The following is an 18,623-nucleotide window of genomic DNA, read 5'->3' on the forward strand; positions in this document are numbered from 1 at the left end:
CTTGCCCCTCCCGACGAACCCGCGCGCCCTCGGCGCGCTGGTGCTGATCCAGGCCCTGCTGCTGGCGGTGCCGATCGGCGCGGGCTGGTGGCATCTGGGCCTCGTGCGGCAGGAGGCGCTGACGCTGCGCGGGCAGACCCTGCTGCACGGCCTGGCCGATCCGGCCGGCAGCGATCCCGACCGCTTCGTGCGCCTGGCCATGGCCGCGCCCGATGTGCGCTATGCGCGGATCAGCAGCGGCAACGGCCGGGTGCTGGCGCAGGCCGGCGACGCGCGCGCGCTGCTGCCCACCTCGCCCGGCCAGGATGCGGCCGACGGCCTGATCCGGCTGGAGCGACGCCAGACCGGCGCCCAGCCGGGGCCGCGCGCCGAGCTGCGGCTGGAGATCGGCATGAGCGCCCAGCGCGACCGCGCCGCGCAGACCCGGCTGGCCTGGCAGGGCCTGGGGCTGGTGCTGCTGGAATCGCTGCTGGTCGGGGCGCTGCTGCGGCGGCGGCAGCAACGCCTGGCGCACGAAGACGTGGCCCATGCGGCCAGCGCGCCGCCCGCCCCCGCCGAGCTCGAGACGCTGCGGCAGGCCGAGCAGCGCCAGCGCCACATCCTCGCGCACATCCTGGACGGCATCCTGACGCTGGACGCGCACCAGCGCATCCGCCTGGTCAGCCCGGCGGCCGGGCGCATCCTGCACCGCGAGCCCGAGGCGCTCGGCGGCCTGTGGCTGGGCGAGCTGTTCGCCGAACCGGCCCGCGCGCTGATCGAGGACCTGCTGCGGCAGGACGACCCGATGGCGCTGGCCGAGCCGATGATCGTCGAGGCGCTGCTGCCCGAGGGGCGCGGCAGCGTGCCGCTGGAGCTGCGCCTGGCACGGCTCGACGGCCCAGGCCGCGAAACCGGTGCGGACCGCCATCTGCTGGTGATGCGCGACATGAGCGAGCAGCTCGCCGCGCAGGAGGCGCTGCGGCTGCGCGGGCGCATCATCGACGCGATCGGGGTCGGCATCGTCATCGCCGACGCACGCCTGCCCGACCAGCCGATCGTCTACACCAACGTCGCCTTCGAGCGCATGACCGGCTGGCGCTTCGCCGAGGTGGTCGGGCGCAACTGCCGGCTGCTGCAGGGCCCGGGCACCGACGCGCAGGCGGTGGCGCGGCTGCGCGAGGCGGTGCGCACCGGCAGCGACATCGAGGTGCTGCTGCTGAACTACACCCGCGAGGGGCGGCCCTTCTGGAACGAGCTGCGGGTGATGCCGATCCATGATGGCGCCGGACGGCCGACGCACTTCGTCGCGCTGCAGACCGACGTCAGCGCCCGCATCGCCTCGCAGCAGGCGATCGAGCGCAGCGAGGCCCGCCTGCGTCGGGTGCAGGACGCCAGCCATGACGGCATGGTGGTGGTGGACGCCGCCGGCCGGATCGAGTCGATCAACGCCGGTGCGGCGCGCATGTTCGGCTACCCCGAGCCGGCGCTGCTCGGCCACGGCTTCGACATGCTGGTGCCGGGCGCCTTCGCCGAGGCCGGGCTCGAAACAGCCGAGCGCGAGTTCGAGGCCCGCCACCGCGACGGCACCGGACGCTGGATCGCGCTGCGCTGGAGCCGCCTCGACGACCACGAGCGCCCCGACCCGGACGAGCTGCACTACCTCGGCGTGATCCACGACATTTCCGGACGCAAGCGCACCGAGCAGGAGCTGCGCCACGCCAAGGAGGCCGCCGAGGACGCCGCCAGCGCCAAGAGCGAGTTCCTGGCCAACATGAGCCACGAGATCCGCACGCCGATGCACGGCGTGCTCGGCGCCATCGAGATGCTGCAGGACACGCCGCTGTCGGGCCGCCAGGAGCGCTACCTCGACACCGCGCGCACCTCGGCCTCGATCCTGCTGGGCGTCATCGACGAGATTCTCGACTTCTCGCGGCTGGAGGCCGGCAAGCTGCGCATCGAGTCGATCGACTTCGACCTGCGCCGCACCGTCGAGGACGTGACCGCGATGCTGGCGCAGCGCGCGCATGCCAAGAAGCTCGAGCTGGCCTGCTTCATCGCGCCGGAGGTGCCCGAGACGGTGCGCGGCGATCCGATCCGGCTGCGCCAGGTGCTGGTCAACCTGGTCGGCAACGCGATCAAGTTCACCGAGCGCGGCGAGGTGGTGGTCAGCGTCGCGCTGGAGGACGGCATGCGGCTGCGGCTGGAGGTGCGCGACACCGGCATCGGCATCGCGCCGGACAAGCAGGCGCAGCTCTTCCAGCCCTTCACCCAGGCCGACAGCTCGACCAGCCGGCGCTTCGGCGGCAGCGGCCTGGGCCTGAGCATCGCGCGCCGGCTGGTCGAGCTGATGCAGGGCCAGATCGGCCTGGACAGCCGCGGCGAGGGCCAGGGCGCGCGCTTCTGGTTCACGCTGCCGCTGCAGGCGGCCCCGCAGGGCGCGGGCGGCGGCAGCGGCGGGCTGCGCGGGCGCGACTTCAGCGGCACGCGCATCCTGGTGGTCGACGACAACGCCACCAACCGGGTCATCCTGCACCGCTACCTCACCGCCTGGAGCAGCCAGTCCGGCAGTGCCTCCAGCGGCGAGGAGGCGCTGGCCAAGCTGCAGGACGCGGCCGCCTCGGGCCGCCCCTACGAGGTCGCGCTGCTGGACCTGAACATGCCCGAGATGGACGGCTACACCCTGGTGCGCGCCATCCAGGCCGATCCGCTGCTCGCGCCGATGCCGCTGATCATGCTGAGCTCGTCGATCCAGGACCCGCAGCGGCTCGAGGGCCTGCGGGTCGACATCTGGCTGGACAAGCCGGTGCGCCAGTCCGACCTGCATGACGCGATCGCCACCGTGCTGCAGCGCCGGCCGCTGCCCGCACCGAGCGGCCGGCGCGCGGGCCGGCGCGAGCCGGTGCAGTTCGCCGGCGAGCGGGTGCTGCTGGTCGAGGACAACGAGATCACCCGCGAGGTCGGCGCGCAGATGCTGCGCAAGCGTGGCCTGGAGGTCGGCCTGGCCGAGGACGGGCTCAAGGCGGTCGAGGCCATCCTGACCGGGGACTGGGACATCGTGCTGATGGACATCCAGATGCCCGGCATGGACGGCCATGACGCCACCCGGGCGGTGCGCCAGTGGGAGCTGCGACAGGACCGGCCGCGGCTGCCGATCATCGCGCTGACCGCGCACGCGCTGCCGGCCGACCGCGACAAGTGCCTGGCCGCCGGCATGGACGACCATGTGGTCAAGCCCTACAGCGCCGACACGCTGGCGGCGGCGATCGCGCGCTGGCTGCGGCCGTCGTCAAGCCGCGAGAGCGGCGCGCCGGTGCCCGCGCCGGCCGAGAGCGGCACCGAGCTGGATGCCGGCCGGCTGGCCGAGGTGCGCGCGCTGATGGGCGAGGCCTTCGATGCGCTGCTCGACAAGGCGCTGGAATCGCTGGCCGACGAGATCGCGCTGCTGCGCCAGGCCTGCGCGCACGACGACACGCAGGCCGCCGGCGAGCTGCTGCACCGGCTGAAGAACACCGCCGGCGACATCGGCGCGATGCGTCTGCACGCGCTGGCGGCCCGTCTCGAGAAGGAAAGTGCCGGCAGCGCCACGGCAGCGCAGGGCCGGCTGCCGGCGCCGCAGGACCTGGCGGCGCTGGAGCAGGCCACCGGCCGGGTCGGCCAGGCGCTGCACGCGCTGCGCGAGCGACCGCAGGACACAGGACGAGACCCATGAGCATGAACATCAATCCGCCGGGTCTGCTGCCCGGCAGCAGCGAGGCCGACTTCGGCGCCCGGGTGCTGATCGTCGACGACGAGGGCCTGACGCGGATGATGATCCGCCGGGTGCTCGAAGACTCCGGCTACCGGGTGCTCGAGGCCCAGGACGGCCAGACCGCCACCCGGCTGTGCGACGCCGAGCAGCCCGACCTGGTGCTGATGGACGTGCGCATGCCGGTGATGAACGGCTTCGATGCCTGCCGCGCGATCCGCCGCTCGCTGCGCAGCCGCCACACCCCGGTGCTGATGCTGACCGCGCTCGACGACGTGATGGCGGTGCGGCTGGCCTTCGAGGCCGGCGCGACCGACTTCATCACCAAGCCGATCAACTGGGCGCTGCTGTCGCAGCGGGTGCGCTATGCGCTGCGCACCGCCCGCACCGAGCGCGAGCTGCGCGAGAGCCAGCTCGCGCTGGCGCGGGCGCAGAAGATCGCGCGGCTGGCGCCGTGGCGGCTCGAGCTCGACGACGGCCGGCTGCACTGCTCGCGCGAGCTGCGCGACATGCTCGGCCTGCCCGGCACCGAGCCGGTGGCGATGCGCCGACTGCTGCGCCAGGTCGCCTTCGAGGACCGCAGCCAGCTGCTGGCCTTCGTGCGCCGGGTGCGCGACGGCCGCAGCGAGTCCGAGGTCGAGATCCGCCTGGACGGCAGCCTGCAGCCCTCGCGCCATCTCTTCCTGTCGGGCGACGCGATGCTCGACGAAGGCGGGCGCACCTGCGCGATCTTCGGCGTCGCCCAGGATGTGTCCGAGCGCCGCCAGGCCGAGGCCGAGCGCAGCTACCGCGCCCATTTCGACCCGCTCACCGGCCTGCCCAACCGGGTGCTGTTCCGCGACCGGGTCGCCACCGCGGCGGCGGCGGCGCAGCAGCGCCAGCAGCGCTTCGCGGTGCTCAACATCGATGTCGACGTGCTGCAGCGCACCCAGGCCTCGGTCGCGACCGACGCCAGCGAGCGCATCCTGCGCGCGGTGGCCCGCCGGCTCGAGTCGGTCATGCGCGAGCCCGACTCGCTGTGCCGGCTCGAGGGCGACACCTTCGCGATGCTGCTGACCGACATCGAGGCCGAGGCGCAGATCGCCGGCGCCACCCGGCGCCTGGTGGAAGCCTTCGCGGTGCCGCTGCAGGTCGACGACTGGGAGCTGCTGGCCAGCGTGCATGTCGGCGTGGCGATCTGGCCGGGCGACGGCCAGGAGGTCGACACGCTGCTGCAGCATTCCGGCGCGGCCCGCTCGCGCGCCCGCGAGGCGATCGGCTCGAGCTGCCACTTCTACACCGCCGACATGCACAACCGGGTCATCGACCGCCTCAACACCGAGGTGGCGCTGTACCGCGGCCTGGAGCGTGGCGAGTTCGAGCTGCACTACCAGCCCAAGGTCGACCTCGCCAGCGGCCGGGTCAGCGGGGTCGAGGCGCTGCTGCGCTGGAACCGCCCGGGCTGCGGGCTGCAGATGCCCGACCGCTTCATCGACATCCTCGAGCAGACCGGCCTGATCATGGACGCCGGCGACTGGGTGCTGCGCGAGGCCTGCGCGGCGGTGCGCCACCTGCCGCTGTCGCTGGCGGTCAATGTGTCGCCGCGACAGTTCCAGCACCCGCGCCTGGGCGAGCGGCTGATGCGCATCCTCGACGAGATCGGCTTTCCCGCCGACCGGCTCGAGCTGGAGGTCACCGAGCAGATCGTCGTCGAGGACGAGGAAGGCGCCATCGCCACGCTGAACGATCTGGCCAGCCGCGGCATCCGCATCGCGCTGGACGACTACGGCACCGGTTTTTCCTCGCTGCAGCGCCTCAAGCGCCTGCCGCTGCACACGCTGAAGATCGACAAGGACTTTGTGATCTCGCTGGAGACCAGCCGGGCCGACGCGGCCATCGTGCGCTCGACCATCGAGCTGTGCCACCAGCTCGACATCCATGTCGTCGCCGAGGGCGTCGAGAACGACCGGGCGATGGCGATGCTGCGCGGCTTCGGCTGCGACATCGGCCAGGGCTACGGCATCTGCCGGCCGCTGCCGCTGGCGCGGCTGACCGACTGGCTGGGCTCGGCGACCGTCAGCGCACTGGCGGGCGGGCGACCTGGCGGCTGATCCGTCGCATCAGTCGTCGTTGGCGGCGGCCACCTGGCCGCGCTCGCGGCGATCGGCAAAGCCCTGGCGGCCCAGGCCGCGCCGCGCCGCCGCCGCACCCAGCGCCAGCTTGAGCAGCTCGTCGGGCTGGCGGCCGTGCTCCGGATAGAGCGCCACGCCGGTGGAGACGGTCACCACGGTGGTCTGGCCGCTGACCATGAAAGGCTCGCGCAGCCCCTGCGCCAGCTTGGCGGCCACCCGCTCGCCATCGGCCGGCGTGTCGAGCCGGGTCAGCACCACGCCGAAGGCGTCGGGCGCCAGCGCCGAGACCACGTCGCTGGCACGCAGCACGCTGCGCAGCCGCACGGCCAGCTTGCGCCGCAGCGCCTGCGAGGCGGCCACGCCCAGCCGCGCCTCGGTGGTCGCCAGCCCCTCGATGCGCAGCACCAGCAGCGCCATCGGCGCGGGCTCGCGCTCGCGCAGCGCGCAGAGCTGGTGCAGCAGCTCCATCAGCTGGACGCGGTTGGGCAGCCCGGTGGCCAGGTCGATCGACCAAGCCCGGCGCAGCTCCTGCTCCTGGCGCTTGCGCTCGATGGCCATGCACAGGCTGCGGGCGATCTGGTCGCCGTCGTCGACCCCGCCCGGATGCAGGGCCTGGCGCGACAGCGGCAGCACGTCCTGAGCGCCAGCGCGCAGCAGCCGCACCATCAGCTCGCGGTTCGGCGTGGGCGTGCCGACCACCACCGCCGAGCCCAGCACCGCCTGCGTCCAGCAGGACCAGTGCGGCAGCGCCTCGGCCTGGGCATCGCTGTCGCAGCTGAACAGAATGGCCTCGGGCGCCGCTTCGGCGATGGCCGCCTGCGCCTGCTCGAGCGTGTCGCAGTGGCGCCAGATGCAGCGCCCGAAGTCGGTGTCGGACGCCAGCGCCGGTGCGGCGGAACCCACATGAAGAACGGAGATGGAGGCGGCCATGGAACGCTCGGGGGATGGATCGGGGCGATGATGCAGGAAACCTTGAGGGCCCAGCCCCCGAAATGGCGGGATATCGTCGTGCAAAACCGCACGGAATGCGCAACAAGAAGCGTATGGCCCAGCGCGCCAGGATCTTCGAGGTACCTGTCCGTTTTTTGGCGGTCTTCCTGCGCCCTTTATGCCCTTGAGGGTATATTCCGGCTCCATTTTCCTGTTCACAAGGAGTTTCGATTGAGCCTCGGACTGAGTCCCGACTGGGCCGCATTCACCCCCTGGAGCGCGCTGGCGGGCGGCGCGCTGATCGGTCTGGCGGCCGCGCTCCTGCTGCTGGGCAGCGGCCGCATCGCCGGCATTGCGGGGCTGGTGGGCCAGCCGCTGCGCGACCTGCTGCAGGGGCAGGCTGGCGGCTGGCTGGCGCGGCACCGGCTGCGGCTGCTGTTCGTGGCCGGCCTGCTGGTCGCGCCCTGGCTGTGGCGGCTGGCCGCGCCGCTGCCCCCGATGCGGCTCGATGTCGGCACGCCGGTGCTGATCATCGCCGGGCTGCTGGTGGGCTTCGGCGCGCGGCTGGGCAACGGCTGCACCAGCGGCCACGGCGTCTGTGGCCTGAGCCGGCTGTCGGCGCGCTCGCTGGTCAACGTGCTGTGCTTCATGGGCAGCGGCTTCGCGACGGTGTTCGTCGTGCGCCACCTGCTCGGCGGCTGAGGGAGAGGACGCGATGGACTGCAAGGACAGGAACTGCGGCGGCGTGGCCGCGCTGTCGAGCCTGCTGGCCGGGCTGGTGTTCGGCCTGGGGCTGATCGCCGCCGGCATGACCGACCCGATGAAGGTGCGCGCCTTCCTGGATCTGGCCGGCGCCTGGGATCCGAGTCTGGCGCTGGTGATGGGCGCGGCGATCGCGGTCGGCCTGCCCGCCACCCTGATCGCGCGCCGACGCGGGCGCAGCTGGAGCGGCGCGCCGATCGAGTGGCCGCCGTCGAACGCCATCGATGCCCGGCTGATCGGCGGCGGCGTGCTGTTCGGCATCGGCTGGGGCCTGGCCGGGCTGTGCCCGGGGCCGGCGCTGGTGGCGCTGGGCAGCGGCGGGAGCGAGGCGGCGATCTTCGTCGCCGCGATGCTGGGCGGCATGGCGCTGCACGCGCTGCTCGACCGCCCGCGCTGAAGGCTCAGCCGCCGATCCGATCGAGCGCCTGCTCCAGCCGCGCCACCGTGCCGTCGATGTCGGCGAGCTTGTCCAGCCCGAACAGGCCGATGCGGAAGCTGCGGAAGTCCGCCGGCTCGTCGCACTGCAGCGGCACGCCGGTGGCGGTCTGCAGCCCCTGCGCCAGGAAGGCGCGCGCCGACTGGATCTCGGGGTCGAGCGTGTGGCTGACCACCACGCCCGGCGCCTGGAAGCCCTCGGCGGCGACGCTGGGGAATCCGCGCGCCTGCAGCAGCGCCCGCACCCGCCGGCCCAGCTCGAGCTGACGCTCGCGCAGCGCGCCGAAGCCCTGGGCGCGTGTCTCCTCCATCGCCTCCAGGCAGCGCGCCAGCGCGTCGGTGGGCATGGTGGCGTGGTAGAGGTGGCCGCCGGCCTCGTAGGTCTCCATGATCTGCAGCCACTTCTTCAGGTCGCAGGCGAAGCTGGAGCTGGTGGTCTGGTCGATGCGTGCGCGCGCCGCCTCGCCGAGCATCACGAAGGCGCAGCAGGGCGAGCCGCTCCAGCCCTTCTGCGGCGCGCTGATCAGCACATCGACGCCGGTGGCGGCCATGTCCACCCACATCGCGCCGGAGGCGATGCAGTCGAGCACGAACAGGCCGCCGACCGCGTGCACCGCGTCGGCCACCGCCTTGAGGTAGCTGTCGGGCAGCATCATGCCGCTGGCGGTCTCGACATGCGGCGCGAAGACCACGCCGGGGCGCTGCGCCTCGATCGCGGCGAGCACCTCGCCCAGCGGCGCCGGCGCCCAGGCCGACTGCGCCGCGCCCGGCTCGACCGGGCGGGCCTTGAGCACCTGCACGCCCGCGGCGATGCCGCCCATCTCGAGGATCTGCGACCAGCGGAAGCTGAACCAGCCGTTGCGCAGCACCAGCACCGGCTGCTGGCCGGCGAACTGGCGCGCCACCGCCTCCATGCCGAAGGAGCCGCTGCCCGGCACGACGATGGCCGAGCGGGCCGCGTAGGCCTCCTTCAGCACCGCCGAGATGCCGCGCATCACGCGCTGGAAGCGCTGCGACATGTGGTTGAGCGCACGGTCGGTGTAGACCACCGAGTATTCGAGCAGGCCGTCAGGGTCGACGTGGGGCAGCAGGCCGGGCATGGGACAGGTCTCCGTTCGTGGTGCGTGGATCCGAGATTCCATTCAACCACAGTCCCGGCCGCGGGCCCGCACGGCCGGCGGCGCTAGACTCGCCACCCCCGGCCTGCAGGCCGCCCCTGGAATCCGCCCACCGATGAGCACCCCGACCTTCGCCGAGCAGCTCGCGCTGCTGCCCCCGATCGCCCACCTCGCCGCTGTCGAGCTGCTCGACGCCGCCGGCACGGTGGTGGCCACGCTGGCCAACCGCCCCGGCACCGCCGGCTCGGCCGCCGTCTACCACGCACTGGCCGCGCGCCACGGCGCCATCACGCCCGAGGCCGCCCGCGAAGGACTGGCGCTCTACGCCGAGCACACCGCCGACGCCCGCGCCTTTCCCGGCAAGCACCCCAACATCGACCGGCTGATCGACATCGAGGCCGGCCGTCTGGCACCGCTGACGGTGCGGCTGCAGCCCGCGGCCTGAGCCGGTCAGTGCACCGGCGGCCGCAATGAGGGCACGACCTGGGCACCGCCGCAGCCGCAGCGCTGGTGCACGAAGTCGAGGAACTGGGTGAAGGGCTGCGGGCGGCCGTAGCCGAAGCCCTGCACCGCGTCGCACTGCATGCGGCGCAGCATCTCCATTTCCTCGTCGGTCTCGGCGCCTTCGGCGACCACCTGCAGCTGCAGCGCGTGCGACAGCCGCACCAGGCTGTGCACGATGGTGCGGCTGCTGGTCTGGCTGACCATGTCATGCACGAAGGAGCGATCGATCTTCAGGGTGTGGACCGGAAAGCGCGCCAGGTAGGCGAAGGACGAGTAGCCGGTGCCGAAGTCGTCGATCGACAGCCGCACGCCCAGCGCCGACAGCGCCGCCAGCACCCGGGTGCTGACCTCGACATCGCGCATCAGCGCGTTCTCCGGGATCTCGATCTCGAGCAGCTCCGGCGGCACGCCGTGGCGCTCGATCGCGTGCTGCACGTTCTCCACCAGCAGCAGGTCGGCCAGCGACTCGACCGACAGGTTGATGCTGATCGGCAGCCGGTGGCCGCCGTCGATCAGCAGGCGCTGCAGCCGCATCACCTCGTCGATCACCCAGCGGTCGAGCTCGACCATCAGCTGGCATTCCTGCGCGATCGGCAGGAAGCTGGCCGGCGAGAGCGCGCCACGCACCGGATGCTGCCAGCGGATCAGCGCCTCCGCGCCGATGACCGCACGGTCGCGCAGCCGGCCCTTGGGCTGCAGCGCCAGGCTCAGCCAGCCGGCGCTGCCCGGCGCGGTGCCGCGCAGCACCGCGCGGAAATCCTGCTCCAGCTCGGCGCGCAGCCGCCCGGCGGCCTCCAGCTCGTCGTCGAACAGCGCCAGCGCCGTGGCGTCGCGCTTGGCCTGGCGCAGCGCCAGCGCAGCGCGGCGCAGCAGCAGCGGCGCCTCGTCGCCATGCGAGGGAAACAGCACGCCGCCGGCCAGGCTGCCCAGCACGAAGATCTGGTCGCGCAGCAGGATCGGCTGGGCGATGCGCGAGGCCATCGCCATCACCCGCTCGCGCAGCGTCGCCTCGTCGCAGGCCGGGCTGAGCAGCACGAACTCGACACCGGTGAGCCGGTAGAGCACCTCGCCCTCGAGCAGCGTGGCCTGCATGCGCGAGACCACCTCCATCAGCGCCAGATCGCCCAGGCCATGGCCCAGCGTGTCGTTGATCGCGTTGAAGCGGCGCAGCCCGATCAGCCCCAGACCGCCCTGGCCGCCCTGCGCCAGCCGCGTCTCGAGCTCGGCCAGCAGCGCGCGCTTGTTGTCGATGCCGGTCAGCGGATCGCGCAGCGCCTCGCGCGCCAGCTCGAACTGGCCGACGGTGTGCTCGTCGGCATCGTTGGCCAGCGCGACGATGTCGTCGCCGAACGGAAAGGCCCGCACCATCAGCCAGCGCCCGACCGCCTTCGAGAAGCCGATGCCCAGGCGCGGCCGGCGCTCGCGGCGGCAGGCCTCGATCACCCGGTGGAACAGCGAGCCCTCGAAGTCGGGCCGGACCGCAAACGGCGTCTGGCCGATCACGCGGGCGGCCGGCAGCCCGAGCCCGTGCAGATAGGCCGGGTTGCAGTGCCTGACCACCCAGTGCGCATCGACACGCACCACGCATTCGCCGATGCCCGAGAGCAGCACGTCCAGCGGCGAGGCGTCGGCGCTCATGTCGGCATCGGGCGCGATCAGCCCCCCGCCCCATCTCGTGTCTCGATCTTCATGCACTGGCAAGACTCCCCGGGCCACGACGGCCCCATGCCGTCCGTCGCTCTCTGCCGCCCCCCGCGACAGATGAGAACGGAATGCGCAAAACTCATCCTGTATCGGCGAGCCGGGGACGAGGTTGAGGTCGACGGAGGTCGGGAGCGGGTCGGGCGCAGGCCGTGTGTCAGTCCAGCGACAGTCGGGGCGCCGCGGCCGGCATCAGCCGGTCGTCATGGCCGGTCACGACGATCAGCTGTCCAGCGGGCACTTCCTGGTGACGGCGCAGCGTCTCGGCGAGGTGGCGCTGCGAGCGCGCGTCCAGCGCCGCGCCGGGGTCGTCGAGCAGCACCAGCGTCGCGCCCGAGGCCAGCGCGGCGGCCAGCCGCAGCTTGCGCCGGGTGCCGGTGGAGAGCATCTCCAGGCGCTTGTCCAGGTGCTCGTGCAGCGCGAAGCCGTCGAGCTGCGCGGCCAGCGCCGCCTCGCTCCAGCCCGGGCGGCCCTGGCGCTGCATCGCCAGATAGTCGCGCGCGACCAGGCCGTCATGCCGCTCGGACTGCGGATCGCACCAGAACAGCCGCTCGCGCAGCGCTGCCGCATCGACCGGATCGGTCGGGGCACCGATTTGGATGCGGCCCGCGTCCGGGCGCAGCTCGCCGGCGATCAGCCGCAGCAGCGCGCTCTTGCCGCGGCCCTCGTCGCCGATCACGCCCAGCACGCCGGCGCCGGCGTGGAGCTGCAGACCGGCAAACAGCGGCTCGGCGCCGTCGAAGGGCGCGCGCCAGTGCAGGCCATCGACCCGCAGCAGCGGCGGCTGCGCGGGCACGGAATCGAAAGGGATGGGAAAGACGGGCATGGCCAGGATTATCGAGTCGGGACCGAGCGGTTAGAGTTCGGCCCCTGACCGTTCCGGAATCCTCATGGCCACGACAACAACAACACCTCGCCCGCTGCCCCAGCCGCGCCACGCCGCGCGCATCCCCGCCCACATCGACCCGCTGGCGCTCGACCGCATCCGCCTGGCCGGCTATGTGCTGCCGCAGGTGGTGCGCCCGGCCGACATGCTCGAGGAAGGCACGCCCGAGCCGGAAGCGGCGATGGACCGCCTCGGCCTGATCCTGCTGCAGCGCGGCGCCGCCGGCCAGCGCCCGAGCCGCTGGATCGACCCGGCGCTGATCGAGGAGGCGCTGCGCCACCTCGACGCCGTGGGCAGCGGCCAGACCCTGCGCCCGCTGATGACCGAGCGCGCCGCGGTGCTTGACGGCCTGGGCGTGAGCCGCCGGCTCGGCGCCTGGGAGCGCGAGGCGCGCCAGGGCCTGACGCTGCCGGCGGGCGACATGCGGCTCACCGTCGCCTATGGCCAGGCGGTGCCGGCCGAGGCAGTCTGGGACTTCTTCCGCAGCGGCGACCGCCCGGCGCTGATCCAGCGCCTGTCCGCCCTGCCCGGCCACCCGCAGGCGGCCGAGCTGACGACGCAGCTCGACGCGCTGGTCGAGCGCGCCTGCGCCTTCGCCGACGACCAGCTCGGCTCGCTGGAGGCGGCGCTGCAGGCCGAATGCGCGCAGCCCCAGGCCGCCGAGACGCTGATCGCTGCCTGCCAGCGCGCCTTCGAGCGCTGGGTGCACCGCGTCCACGAGCAGGACACGCTCGAGGACCTGAACGACGAGCTCGCCTTCCAGGGCTACCCCGACAGCTTCGGCCAGGCGCGGCGCCTGCAGCGCCAGGTCACGCTCTTCGTCGGCCCGCCCAACAGCGGCAAGACCTACCAGGCCTTCGAGCGCCTGGCGCAGGCAGCCAAGGGCGCCTATCTCGCGCCGCTGCGCCTGCTCGCGCTGGAGGGCCGCGACCGGCTGGCTGCGCGCGGCGTGCCCTGCTCGCTGCGCACCGGCGAGGAGAACGTGCCGGCGGCCGACGCGCGCGTCATCTCCAGCACCATCGAGATGGTCGACACCAACACGCCCATCGAGGTCGCGGTGATCGACGAGGCGCAGATGATCTTCGACCCCAGCCGCGGCTGGGCCTGGACGCAGGCCATCGTCGGCGTGCCGGCCAAGGAGCTGCTGATCATCTGCTCGGACTACGCGGTGGAGGCGCTGCGCAATCTGCTGGGCCTGTGCGGCGAGCAGGTCACGGTGCGCCGCTTCGAGCGCAAGCAGCAGGTCGAGCTGCTGCCCGCGCCGGTGTCGCTGCACGCGCTGAAGAAGGGCGACGCGGTGGTGGCCTTCAGCCGCCGCGACGTGCTGATGCTGCGCGACCAGGCCTCGGCCGACGGCACGCCGGTGTCGGTGATCTACGGCGCCCTGCCGCCGGAGGTGCGCCGGCGCGAGGCCGAGCGCTTCGCGCAGGGCGAGTCGCAGATCCTGATCGCCACCGACGCCATCGGCATGGGCCTGAACCTGCCGGTGCGCCGGGTGCTGTTCAGCACGCTGACCAAGTTCGACGGCCAGGGCGACCGCTCGCTCACCGAGTCCGAGGTGCACCAGATCGCCGGCCGCGCCGGGCGCTTCGGCATCCACGAGGAAGGCTTCGCCGGCGTGCTCAAGGAGGCCGAGCCGACCGCGATGAAGCAGCTGCGCCTGCTGATCCAGCGCTCGCCCAAGGCGCCGCGCCACTTCAAGGCGCCGGTGGCGCCGAACTGGTGGCACATCGAGACCATCGCCGAGCGCCTGGGCAAGAACAGCCTGGCCGAGGTGCTGCGGGTCTTCGTCGAGCAGCTCCAGCTCGACAACTCGCACTTCGCGGTGGCCGAGCTGGAGCAGATGCTGGAGCTCGCCGGCGAGATCGACCGCGTCGCGGCCAAGCTGCCGCTGCGCCAGCGCTTCACCTATGCGCAGGCGCCGGTCGACACCCGCACCGCCGGTCAGGTGGCGCAGTTCCTGGAATGGGTCGCGCACCATGCCCGCACCGGCCAGGCCGGCCCGGCCTGGTTCCTGAACGACACCGACGAGAACAGCCGCCTCGAGCGCATGGAGCAGGCGCTGCGCACCTGCACGCTGTGGCTGTGGCTGGACCTGCGCTTCCCCGGCGTCTACGGTGAGGTCGACGAGGTGATGGACCTGCGCGCGCGCCTGAACGACGGCATCGAGCGCGCGCTCAAGGCCAAGCGGCCGCTGTGGCAGAAGCGCGGCGGCCCCGGGGGCGGGGGCCGCCGCCGCTGAGTCGCTTCAGCGGCAGGTCTTGTCGGTCGGCTTGTTGTCCCGGCCGACGACCACGCCCTGGGCCAGCGAGAAGTAGGGATCGCAGGGCGGCGGCGTCTTCGCGGTGGTCACGGCCACCGTCGCGGAGGGCTCCTTCTCGTCACCGTCGATCACCGCACGCACGAAGTAGCGGTAGCTCGTCTGCGGCTCGAGCAGCGAGTCGGCGAAGAAGGGCTGCGTCGTCTCGCTGGCGGTCGCGCCGCCCTGGCCGCCGGTGCGGTAGACCTTGTAGCGGCTGGCGCCCTGGACCGGCTCCCAGCGCAGCAGCACCTGCGAGGCGGTCTCGTCGAGCACCTGCACCTCGGGACGGCTGGCGGTGGCCGGCACCCGCGCCAGCGTGCCGGTCAGCGAGGCGTCGGCCAACTGCTCGGCCATGCGCCAGACCGCGGCAATCTGCACGCCCTGGCTGGAGGCGAAGCTGCCCGTCGGCCACTGGCCCGACATCGCGCGCGCCGGCACGTCGTCGTTGTAGCCCCACCAGTCCCAGCAGCCCATCGGGTTGAACGGACGGCTCATGTCGTAGCTCGTCATCGCCTTGCCCAGGTTGCCCAGCGCATCGCGGGCCGCGCCCATCGGATTGACCGCGGCGCTGAGCGCGTTGCCGCTGACCGCATTGGTCGGCATCGCCTGCGGGTACAGCACGACGATGCGGTTCTGGTCGGCCCACTCGTTGACGCCGGCGTGGCGCGCGAAGTAGTCGCGCTGGCCGGTCACCTTGCCCATGTCGGTGGCGCTCTGCATGCAGCCGTGGAAGGCGATGTGCAGGCGGCAGGTGGTGCTGCCATCCTCGCAGGCCTTGGGCAGGTACAGATAGCCTTCCTGACCCATCGCGATCTCGTCGGTGGCCTTGACCGGCGTCTTGCCGTCGATCAGCTTCAGGTAGGGCATCTGGCCGAAGGCCATGAAGCGTCCGCCCGGCGTGGCGGTGCGGGTCAGCCGGCCGTAGAACATCTGCAGCGCCGAGCCGGCGGCGTCGTACGGATCACGCTGGGGCAGCGGGCAGCTGTTGATGAAGGCGCCGCCCTCGGTGTCGCAGGGATTGCAGTGGCTGCCGGTGCAGGCCGAGCTGATCTGCGCATGGCCGGCGTTGAGGTCGTCCTTGTGGAAGACCTGACTGGCGGGCAGGCGCGGCGTCATGCCCGAGGCGCTGCGGCCGTTCGGATGGCGGCCGGTGTACCAGCCCACCAGCGCCTGCGACACCGGCAGCTTGACGATGCCGTCGTTGTAGCCGTGGAAGACCCAGATCGCCTGATTGCGGATGCCGTCGATCTTGTCGATGCGGCGGTTCTTGGCCATGCGCTCGACATCGCGCTGCGCCTTGCCCTGGAAGGGGTAGGTGAAGGTGCCGTCCGAAGGATCGACCAGCCGGTCGGTGGCGGCCGGCTGCATCGCCGGATCACCCTGCATGCAGCGGCTGACCGCAGCCGTCGGCGAGCCGACATCGCCGTCGGTGGCGCACATGTAGGGCCCGCCTGCGGTGGCGGCCACGCCGCGCACCAGGCTCGACTTCACGACCCCCATCTGCACCGCCATGAAGGCGCCCGACGAGATGCCCGAGACCGTCGTCTCGGCCAGATCGATGCGCAGCTTGGGCAGCGCCTGCAGGCTCGCAGGATCGGCCGCCAGCGCGCTGCCCCCCAGGCACAGGCCGGTCAGCCCGACCACGATGTTCCATTCCAGCCTCATGTCATCTCCGTTGATGTTGCATTGCACAAAAACAGCGCAGAACCTACATGAGCCCTTAAATGAAAAAATTACATCTTGCTTTCCGGTACAAGAAAATGCCAAATCGTTCACGGAACATCGGTGTGATCGCGCCTGAAACACGGCGACGCGGCAATGGCATGATCACAGGCACCATGCCCTACTCGCTCACCGACAAGCTCGTCATCGGCATCTCCTCGCGGGCGCTCTTCGACCTGGAGCACGAGAACCGGCTCTTCGATGCCCAGGGCGTCGAGGCCTTCTCCTGCTACCAGCGCGAGCACGAGGACGAGCCGCTGCGCCCCGGCACCGCCTTCCCGCTGGTGCAGGCGCTGCTGGGCCTGAACGCGCTGCTGCCGGAGCGCCGCATCGAGGTGGTGGTGATCTCGCGCAACTCGCCCGACACCGGCCTGCGCGCCTTCAACGCGATCGAGGCGCACGGCCTGGCGATCGAGCGCGCGGCCTTCACCGGCGGCGCGCGCTCGCTGGTGGGCTACCTGAAGGCCTTCGACGTCGATCTCTTCCTGTCGCGCAATCCCGGCGACGTGCAGGAGGCGATCGACCACGGCGTAGCCGCAGCGCTGCTCTACGACCCGCCGGCGGACTTCCGCGCGCCGGCCGGCCAGATCCGCATCGCCTTCGACGGCGACGCGGTGCTGTTCTCGCCCGAGTCCGAGCGCATCTACAAGACGCAGGGGCTGGAGGCCTTCATCGCCCACGAGCGGCTGCACCGCCATGACGCGATGGCCGAGGGCCCGTTCGCCAAGCTGCTGATGCGGCTCTCAGCGCTGCAGCGCGAGTTCGCCGCCGGCACCTGCCCGGTGCGCATCGCCATCGTGACCGCCCGCAGCAGCCCGGCGCATGCACGCGTGATCCACACGCTGCGCGACTGGGGCGTGAATGTCGACGAAGCCTTCTTCCTGGGCGGTGCGCCGAAGGAAACGGTGCTGGCCGCCTTCGGCGCGCAGATGTTCTTCGACGACCAGGACAGCCATGTGCGCCCGGCCTCGGGGCATGTGCCGGCGGGCATCGTGCCTTATGCGGGCGGGCGGCTGCTGCCGCAGGAGGCGGCCTCGCCGGCGGCGACGCTCACTTCACCGGAATCGCCTTGCCCACCGGCACCGCAGTGATGCTGTTCTTCGGCGAGCCCTCGATCAGCTTGTCGGAGTAGGTCATGTAGACCAGCGACTGGCGCTTGGCATCGACGATGCGCACGATCTGCAGGCTCTTGAACAGGATGGACAGCCGGGCGCTGAAGACCTCCTCCTGCTTGGGCAGCGCCTCCTTGATGCGGATCTCGCCCACCTGGCGGCAGGCGATCGAGGCATCCGACTTGTCGGTGGCCAGACCGACCGCGCCGGTGATGCCGCCGGCCTTGGCCCGCGAGACGAAGCAGGTCACGCCCTCGACCTTGGGGTCGTCATAGGCCTCGACGATGATCTTGTGGTTCGGCCCGATCAGCTTGAAGACGGTGGAGACCTCGCCGAGCAGCTCGGCGCGGGCGGGGGCTGCCAGCAGCAGAGCGGCGGCGGCCAGCGCGCAGGTCCGCAGCAGCGGGCGGCAGCGGGGAGAAACGGTCGGCTTCATCAGGTTCATCATGACGGTCGCTGGACGGCGATGCTCGATTCGGAGCCTCGATTGTGCGGCCGGATCATGGCAACCCAGGGGCGGCGGGGACAAGGCGGCCGACGCGCAGCCGCCAGGGTTCGTCGTCGAGCACCGCATGCAGGCCGAGCGATGAGGCCAGGTGACGCACCGCCTCGGCATCGAGGCAGGCGCGGGCAGGCGCGGGCAGGCGCGGGCAGGTCCGGCAGAGCGGGCATCGGCGGGGGCACCGATCCGGTCTCGGGCCGGGGTTCGGTGCGCACGCTCAGCACCGCGGCCTCGCCCTCGGGACGGGTCGCCAGGTGCAGGCACAGCCGCTGCCCCGACGCGCGCTGGTCCTGCGCATGGCACAGCAGGGCCAGCGTGCCCAGCAGCAGCGGCGCCAGCGGCAGCTCGGTGTCCTCGGCCTCGCAGTCGGTCTCGACGCTCACCTCCAGGCCGGCCAGTCGCAGCGGCTGCTCCATCAGCATCAGCGCCAGCCGGACGATCGCGCTGGCCGGCATGCGCTCGGTGTCCAGCGGATCCCAGCGGCGCAGCTCGCGCAGACCTCGGGTCAGATCGACCAGATGGCCATCGAGCTGCCGGACCCGACGCAGCCCGTCCTGCTGCGCCAGATCGGCCCGCTCCAGGCGCCGGCGCATCACCGCCAGCTCCATGCGTGCCACCGAGATCGGCCCGAGCAGGTCATGGCGCAGCGTCGGCAGCACCCGCATCAGGATCTCGTGACGCACGCCCGCAGCCACCCAGTCGGCGGCGATCGTCGGGGAAGTCCCTGTCTGATTCATGGGGACCAGGTCCTTTGCAGCAAGTCCAGCAGATGCGCCAGATCGGCCGGCTTGGCCAGCATGCGGAAAAATTCATG

14 protein-coding genes are annotated in these 18,623 nt (G+C 72.1%); 7 read left to right on the top strand and 7 right to left on the bottom strand.

Annotated features, from left to right (window positions below):
• Nucleotide 1: 1 nt before the first annotated feature.
• Nucleotides 2–3,688, top strand: coding sequence for a response regulator (locus BW996_RS10495; protein WP_076458882.1), 3,687 nt, complete (start codon nt 2–4; stop codon nt 3,686–3,688).
• Entirely contained in the window at nt 3,685–5,814 is a 2,130-nt protein-coding gene (locus BW996_RS10500; RefSeq protein WP_083701047.1) for a putative bifunctional diguanylate cyclase/phosphodiesterase, read from the top strand. Before BW996_RS10495 ends, BW996_RS10500 begins: the two co-directional genes overlap by 4 nt.
• A 9-nt stretch (nt 5,815–5,823) precedes the next feature.
• Here the strand turns inward: BW996_RS10500 and BW996_RS10505 are convergent, their stop codons facing one another.
• Entirely contained in the window at nt 5,824–6,765 is a 942-nt protein-coding gene (locus BW996_RS10505; protein WP_037479058.1) for a GGDEF domain-containing protein, read from the bottom strand.
• Nucleotides 6,766–7,008: 243 nt separating this feature from the next.
• Between BW996_RS10505 and BW996_RS10510 the strand changes: the two genes are divergently transcribed.
• Together BW996_RS10510 and BW996_RS10515 are read left to right on the top strand one after the other, a co-directional pair.
• Complete coding sequence (locus tag BW996_RS10510) at nt 7,009–7,467, top strand: YeeE/YedE family protein (protein WP_037479075.1); 459 nt, start codon at nt 7,009–7,011, stop codon at nt 7,465–7,467.
• A 13-nt stretch (nt 7,468–7,480) separates the two neighbouring features.
• The gene (locus BW996_RS10515) at nt 7,481–7,924 is read left to right on the top strand and encodes a DUF6691 family protein (RefSeq protein ID WP_139330831.1); all 444 of its coding nucleotides are present in this window, start codon (nt 7,481–7,483) and stop codon (nt 7,922–7,924) included.
• Nucleotides 7,925–7,928: 4 nt separating this feature from the next.
• On the opposite strand, the gene BW996_RS10520 is transcribed toward BW996_RS10515, so the two are convergent.
• A complete protein-coding gene (locus tag BW996_RS10520) occupies nt 7,929–9,062 on the bottom strand; it encodes an aminotransferase class V-fold PLP-dependent enzyme (RefSeq protein WP_037479055.1) in 1,134 nt (377 codons plus the stop codon).
• A 133-nt stretch (nt 9,063–9,195) separates the two neighbouring features.
• On the opposite strand from BW996_RS10520, the gene BW996_RS10525 reads away from it, so the two are divergent.
• Nucleotides 9,196–9,525 carry a DUF2322 family protein gene (locus tag BW996_RS10525; RefSeq protein ID WP_037479052.1) on the top strand — a complete coding sequence of 110 codons (330 nt, stop codon included), beginning with the start codon at nt 9,196–9,198 and terminating at the stop codon, nt 9,523–9,525.
• Nucleotides 9,526–9,530: 5 nt separating this feature from the next.
• On the opposite strand, the gene BW996_RS10530 is transcribed toward BW996_RS10525, so the two are convergent.
• Nucleotides 9,531–11,222 carry a putative bifunctional diguanylate cyclase/phosphodiesterase gene (locus tag BW996_RS10530; protein WP_051631644.1) on the bottom strand — a complete coding sequence of 564 codons (1,692 nt, stop codon included), beginning with the start codon at nt 11,220–11,222 and terminating at the stop codon, nt 9,531–9,533.
• Nucleotides 11,223–11,442: 220 nt separating this feature from the next.
• Nucleotides 11,443–12,081: an ABC transporter ATP-binding protein gene (locus BW996_RS22400; RefSeq protein ID WP_175619112.1), complete on the bottom strand. Its 639-nt coding sequence runs from the start codon at nt 12,079–12,081 to the stop codon at nt 11,443–11,445.
• Nucleotides 12,082–12,175: 94 nt separating this feature from the next.
• Between BW996_RS22400 and BW996_RS10540 the strand changes: the two genes are divergently transcribed.
• A complete protein-coding gene (locus BW996_RS10540; protein ID WP_081837984.1) occupies nt 12,176–14,413 on the top strand; it encodes a helicase-related protein in 2,238 nt (745 codons plus the stop codon).
• Between the two features lie 6 nt (nt 14,414–14,419).
• On the opposite strand, the gene BW996_RS10545 is transcribed toward BW996_RS10540, so the two are convergent.
• Nucleotides 14,420–16,138, bottom strand: a complete 1,719-nt coding sequence (locus BW996_RS10545; protein ID WP_037479046.1) for an alpha/beta hydrolase family protein — start codon at nt 16,136–16,138, stop codon at nt 14,420–14,422.
• A gap of 173 nt (nt 16,139–16,311) precedes the next feature.
• Here BW996_RS10545 and BW996_RS10550 point away from each other — a divergent pair, with 173 nt between their 5' ends.
• Complete coding sequence (locus tag BW996_RS10550; protein ID WP_051631646.1) at nt 16,312–17,286, top strand: 5'-nucleotidase; 975 nt, start codon at nt 16,312–16,314, stop codon at nt 17,284–17,286.
• Here BW996_RS10550 and BW996_RS10555 read toward each other — a convergent pair.
• Entirely contained in the window at nt 17,246–17,743 is a 498-nt protein-coding gene (locus BW996_RS10555) for a CreA family protein (RefSeq protein ID WP_037479061.1), read from the bottom strand. The genes BW996_RS10550 and BW996_RS10555 overlap by 41 nt on opposite strands.
• Nucleotides 17,744–17,751: 8 nt before the next feature.
• A complete protein-coding gene (locus tag BW996_RS10560; RefSeq protein ID WP_076458884.1) occupies nt 17,752–18,546 on the bottom strand; it encodes a histidine kinase in 795 nt (264 codons plus the stop codon).
• Nucleotides 18,547–18,623: the final 77 nt, after the last annotated feature.

Source organism: Sphaerotilus natans, assembly GCF_900156335.1.
Classification (GTDB): domain Bacteria; phylum Pseudomonadota; class Gammaproteobacteria; order Burkholderiales; family Burkholderiaceae_C; genus Sphaerotilus; species Sphaerotilus natans.

Coding starts and splice junctions, on each gene's coding strand:
- BW996_RS10525 (WP_037479052.1), top strand. CDS start 9,196: ATGAGCACCCCGACCTTCGCCGAGCAGCTCGCGCTGCTGCCCCCGATC.
- BW996_RS10500 (WP_083701047.1), top strand. CDS start 3,685: ATGAGCATGAACATCAATCCGCCGGGTCTGCTGCCCGGCAGCAGCGAG.
- BW996_RS10530 (WP_051631644.1), bottom strand. CDS start 11,222: ATGAGCGCCGACGCCTCGCCGCTGGACGTGCTGCTCTCGGGCATCGGC.
- BW996_RS10545 (WP_037479046.1), bottom strand. CDS start 16,138: ATGAGGCTGGAATGGAACATCGTGGTCGGGCTGACCGGCCTGTGCCTG.
- BW996_RS10520 (WP_037479055.1), bottom strand. CDS start 9,062: ATGCCCGGCCTGCTGCCCCACGTCGACCCTGACGGCCTGCTCGAATAC.
- BW996_RS10505 (WP_037479058.1), bottom strand. CDS start 6,765: ATGGCCGCCTCCATCTCCGTTCTTCATGTGGGTTCCGCCGCACCGGCG.
- BW996_RS10550 (WP_051631646.1), top strand. CDS start 16,312: ATGCCCTACTCGCTCACCGACAAGCTCGTCATCGGCATCTCCTCGCGG.
- BW996_RS10560 (WP_076458884.1), bottom strand. CDS start 18,546: ATGAATCAGACAGGGACTTCCCCGACGATCGCCGCCGACTGGGTGGCT.
- BW996_RS10555 (WP_037479061.1), bottom strand. CDS start 17,743: ATGAAGCCGACCGTTTCTCCCCGCTGCCGCCCGCTGCTGCGGACCTGC.
- BW996_RS10515 (WP_139330831.1), top strand. CDS start 7,481: ATGGACTGCAAGGACAGGAACTGCGGCGGCGTGGCCGCGCTGTCGAGC.
- BW996_RS10540 (WP_081837984.1), top strand. CDS start 12,176: ATGGCCACGACAACAACAACACCTCGCCCGCTGCCCCAGCCGCGCCAC.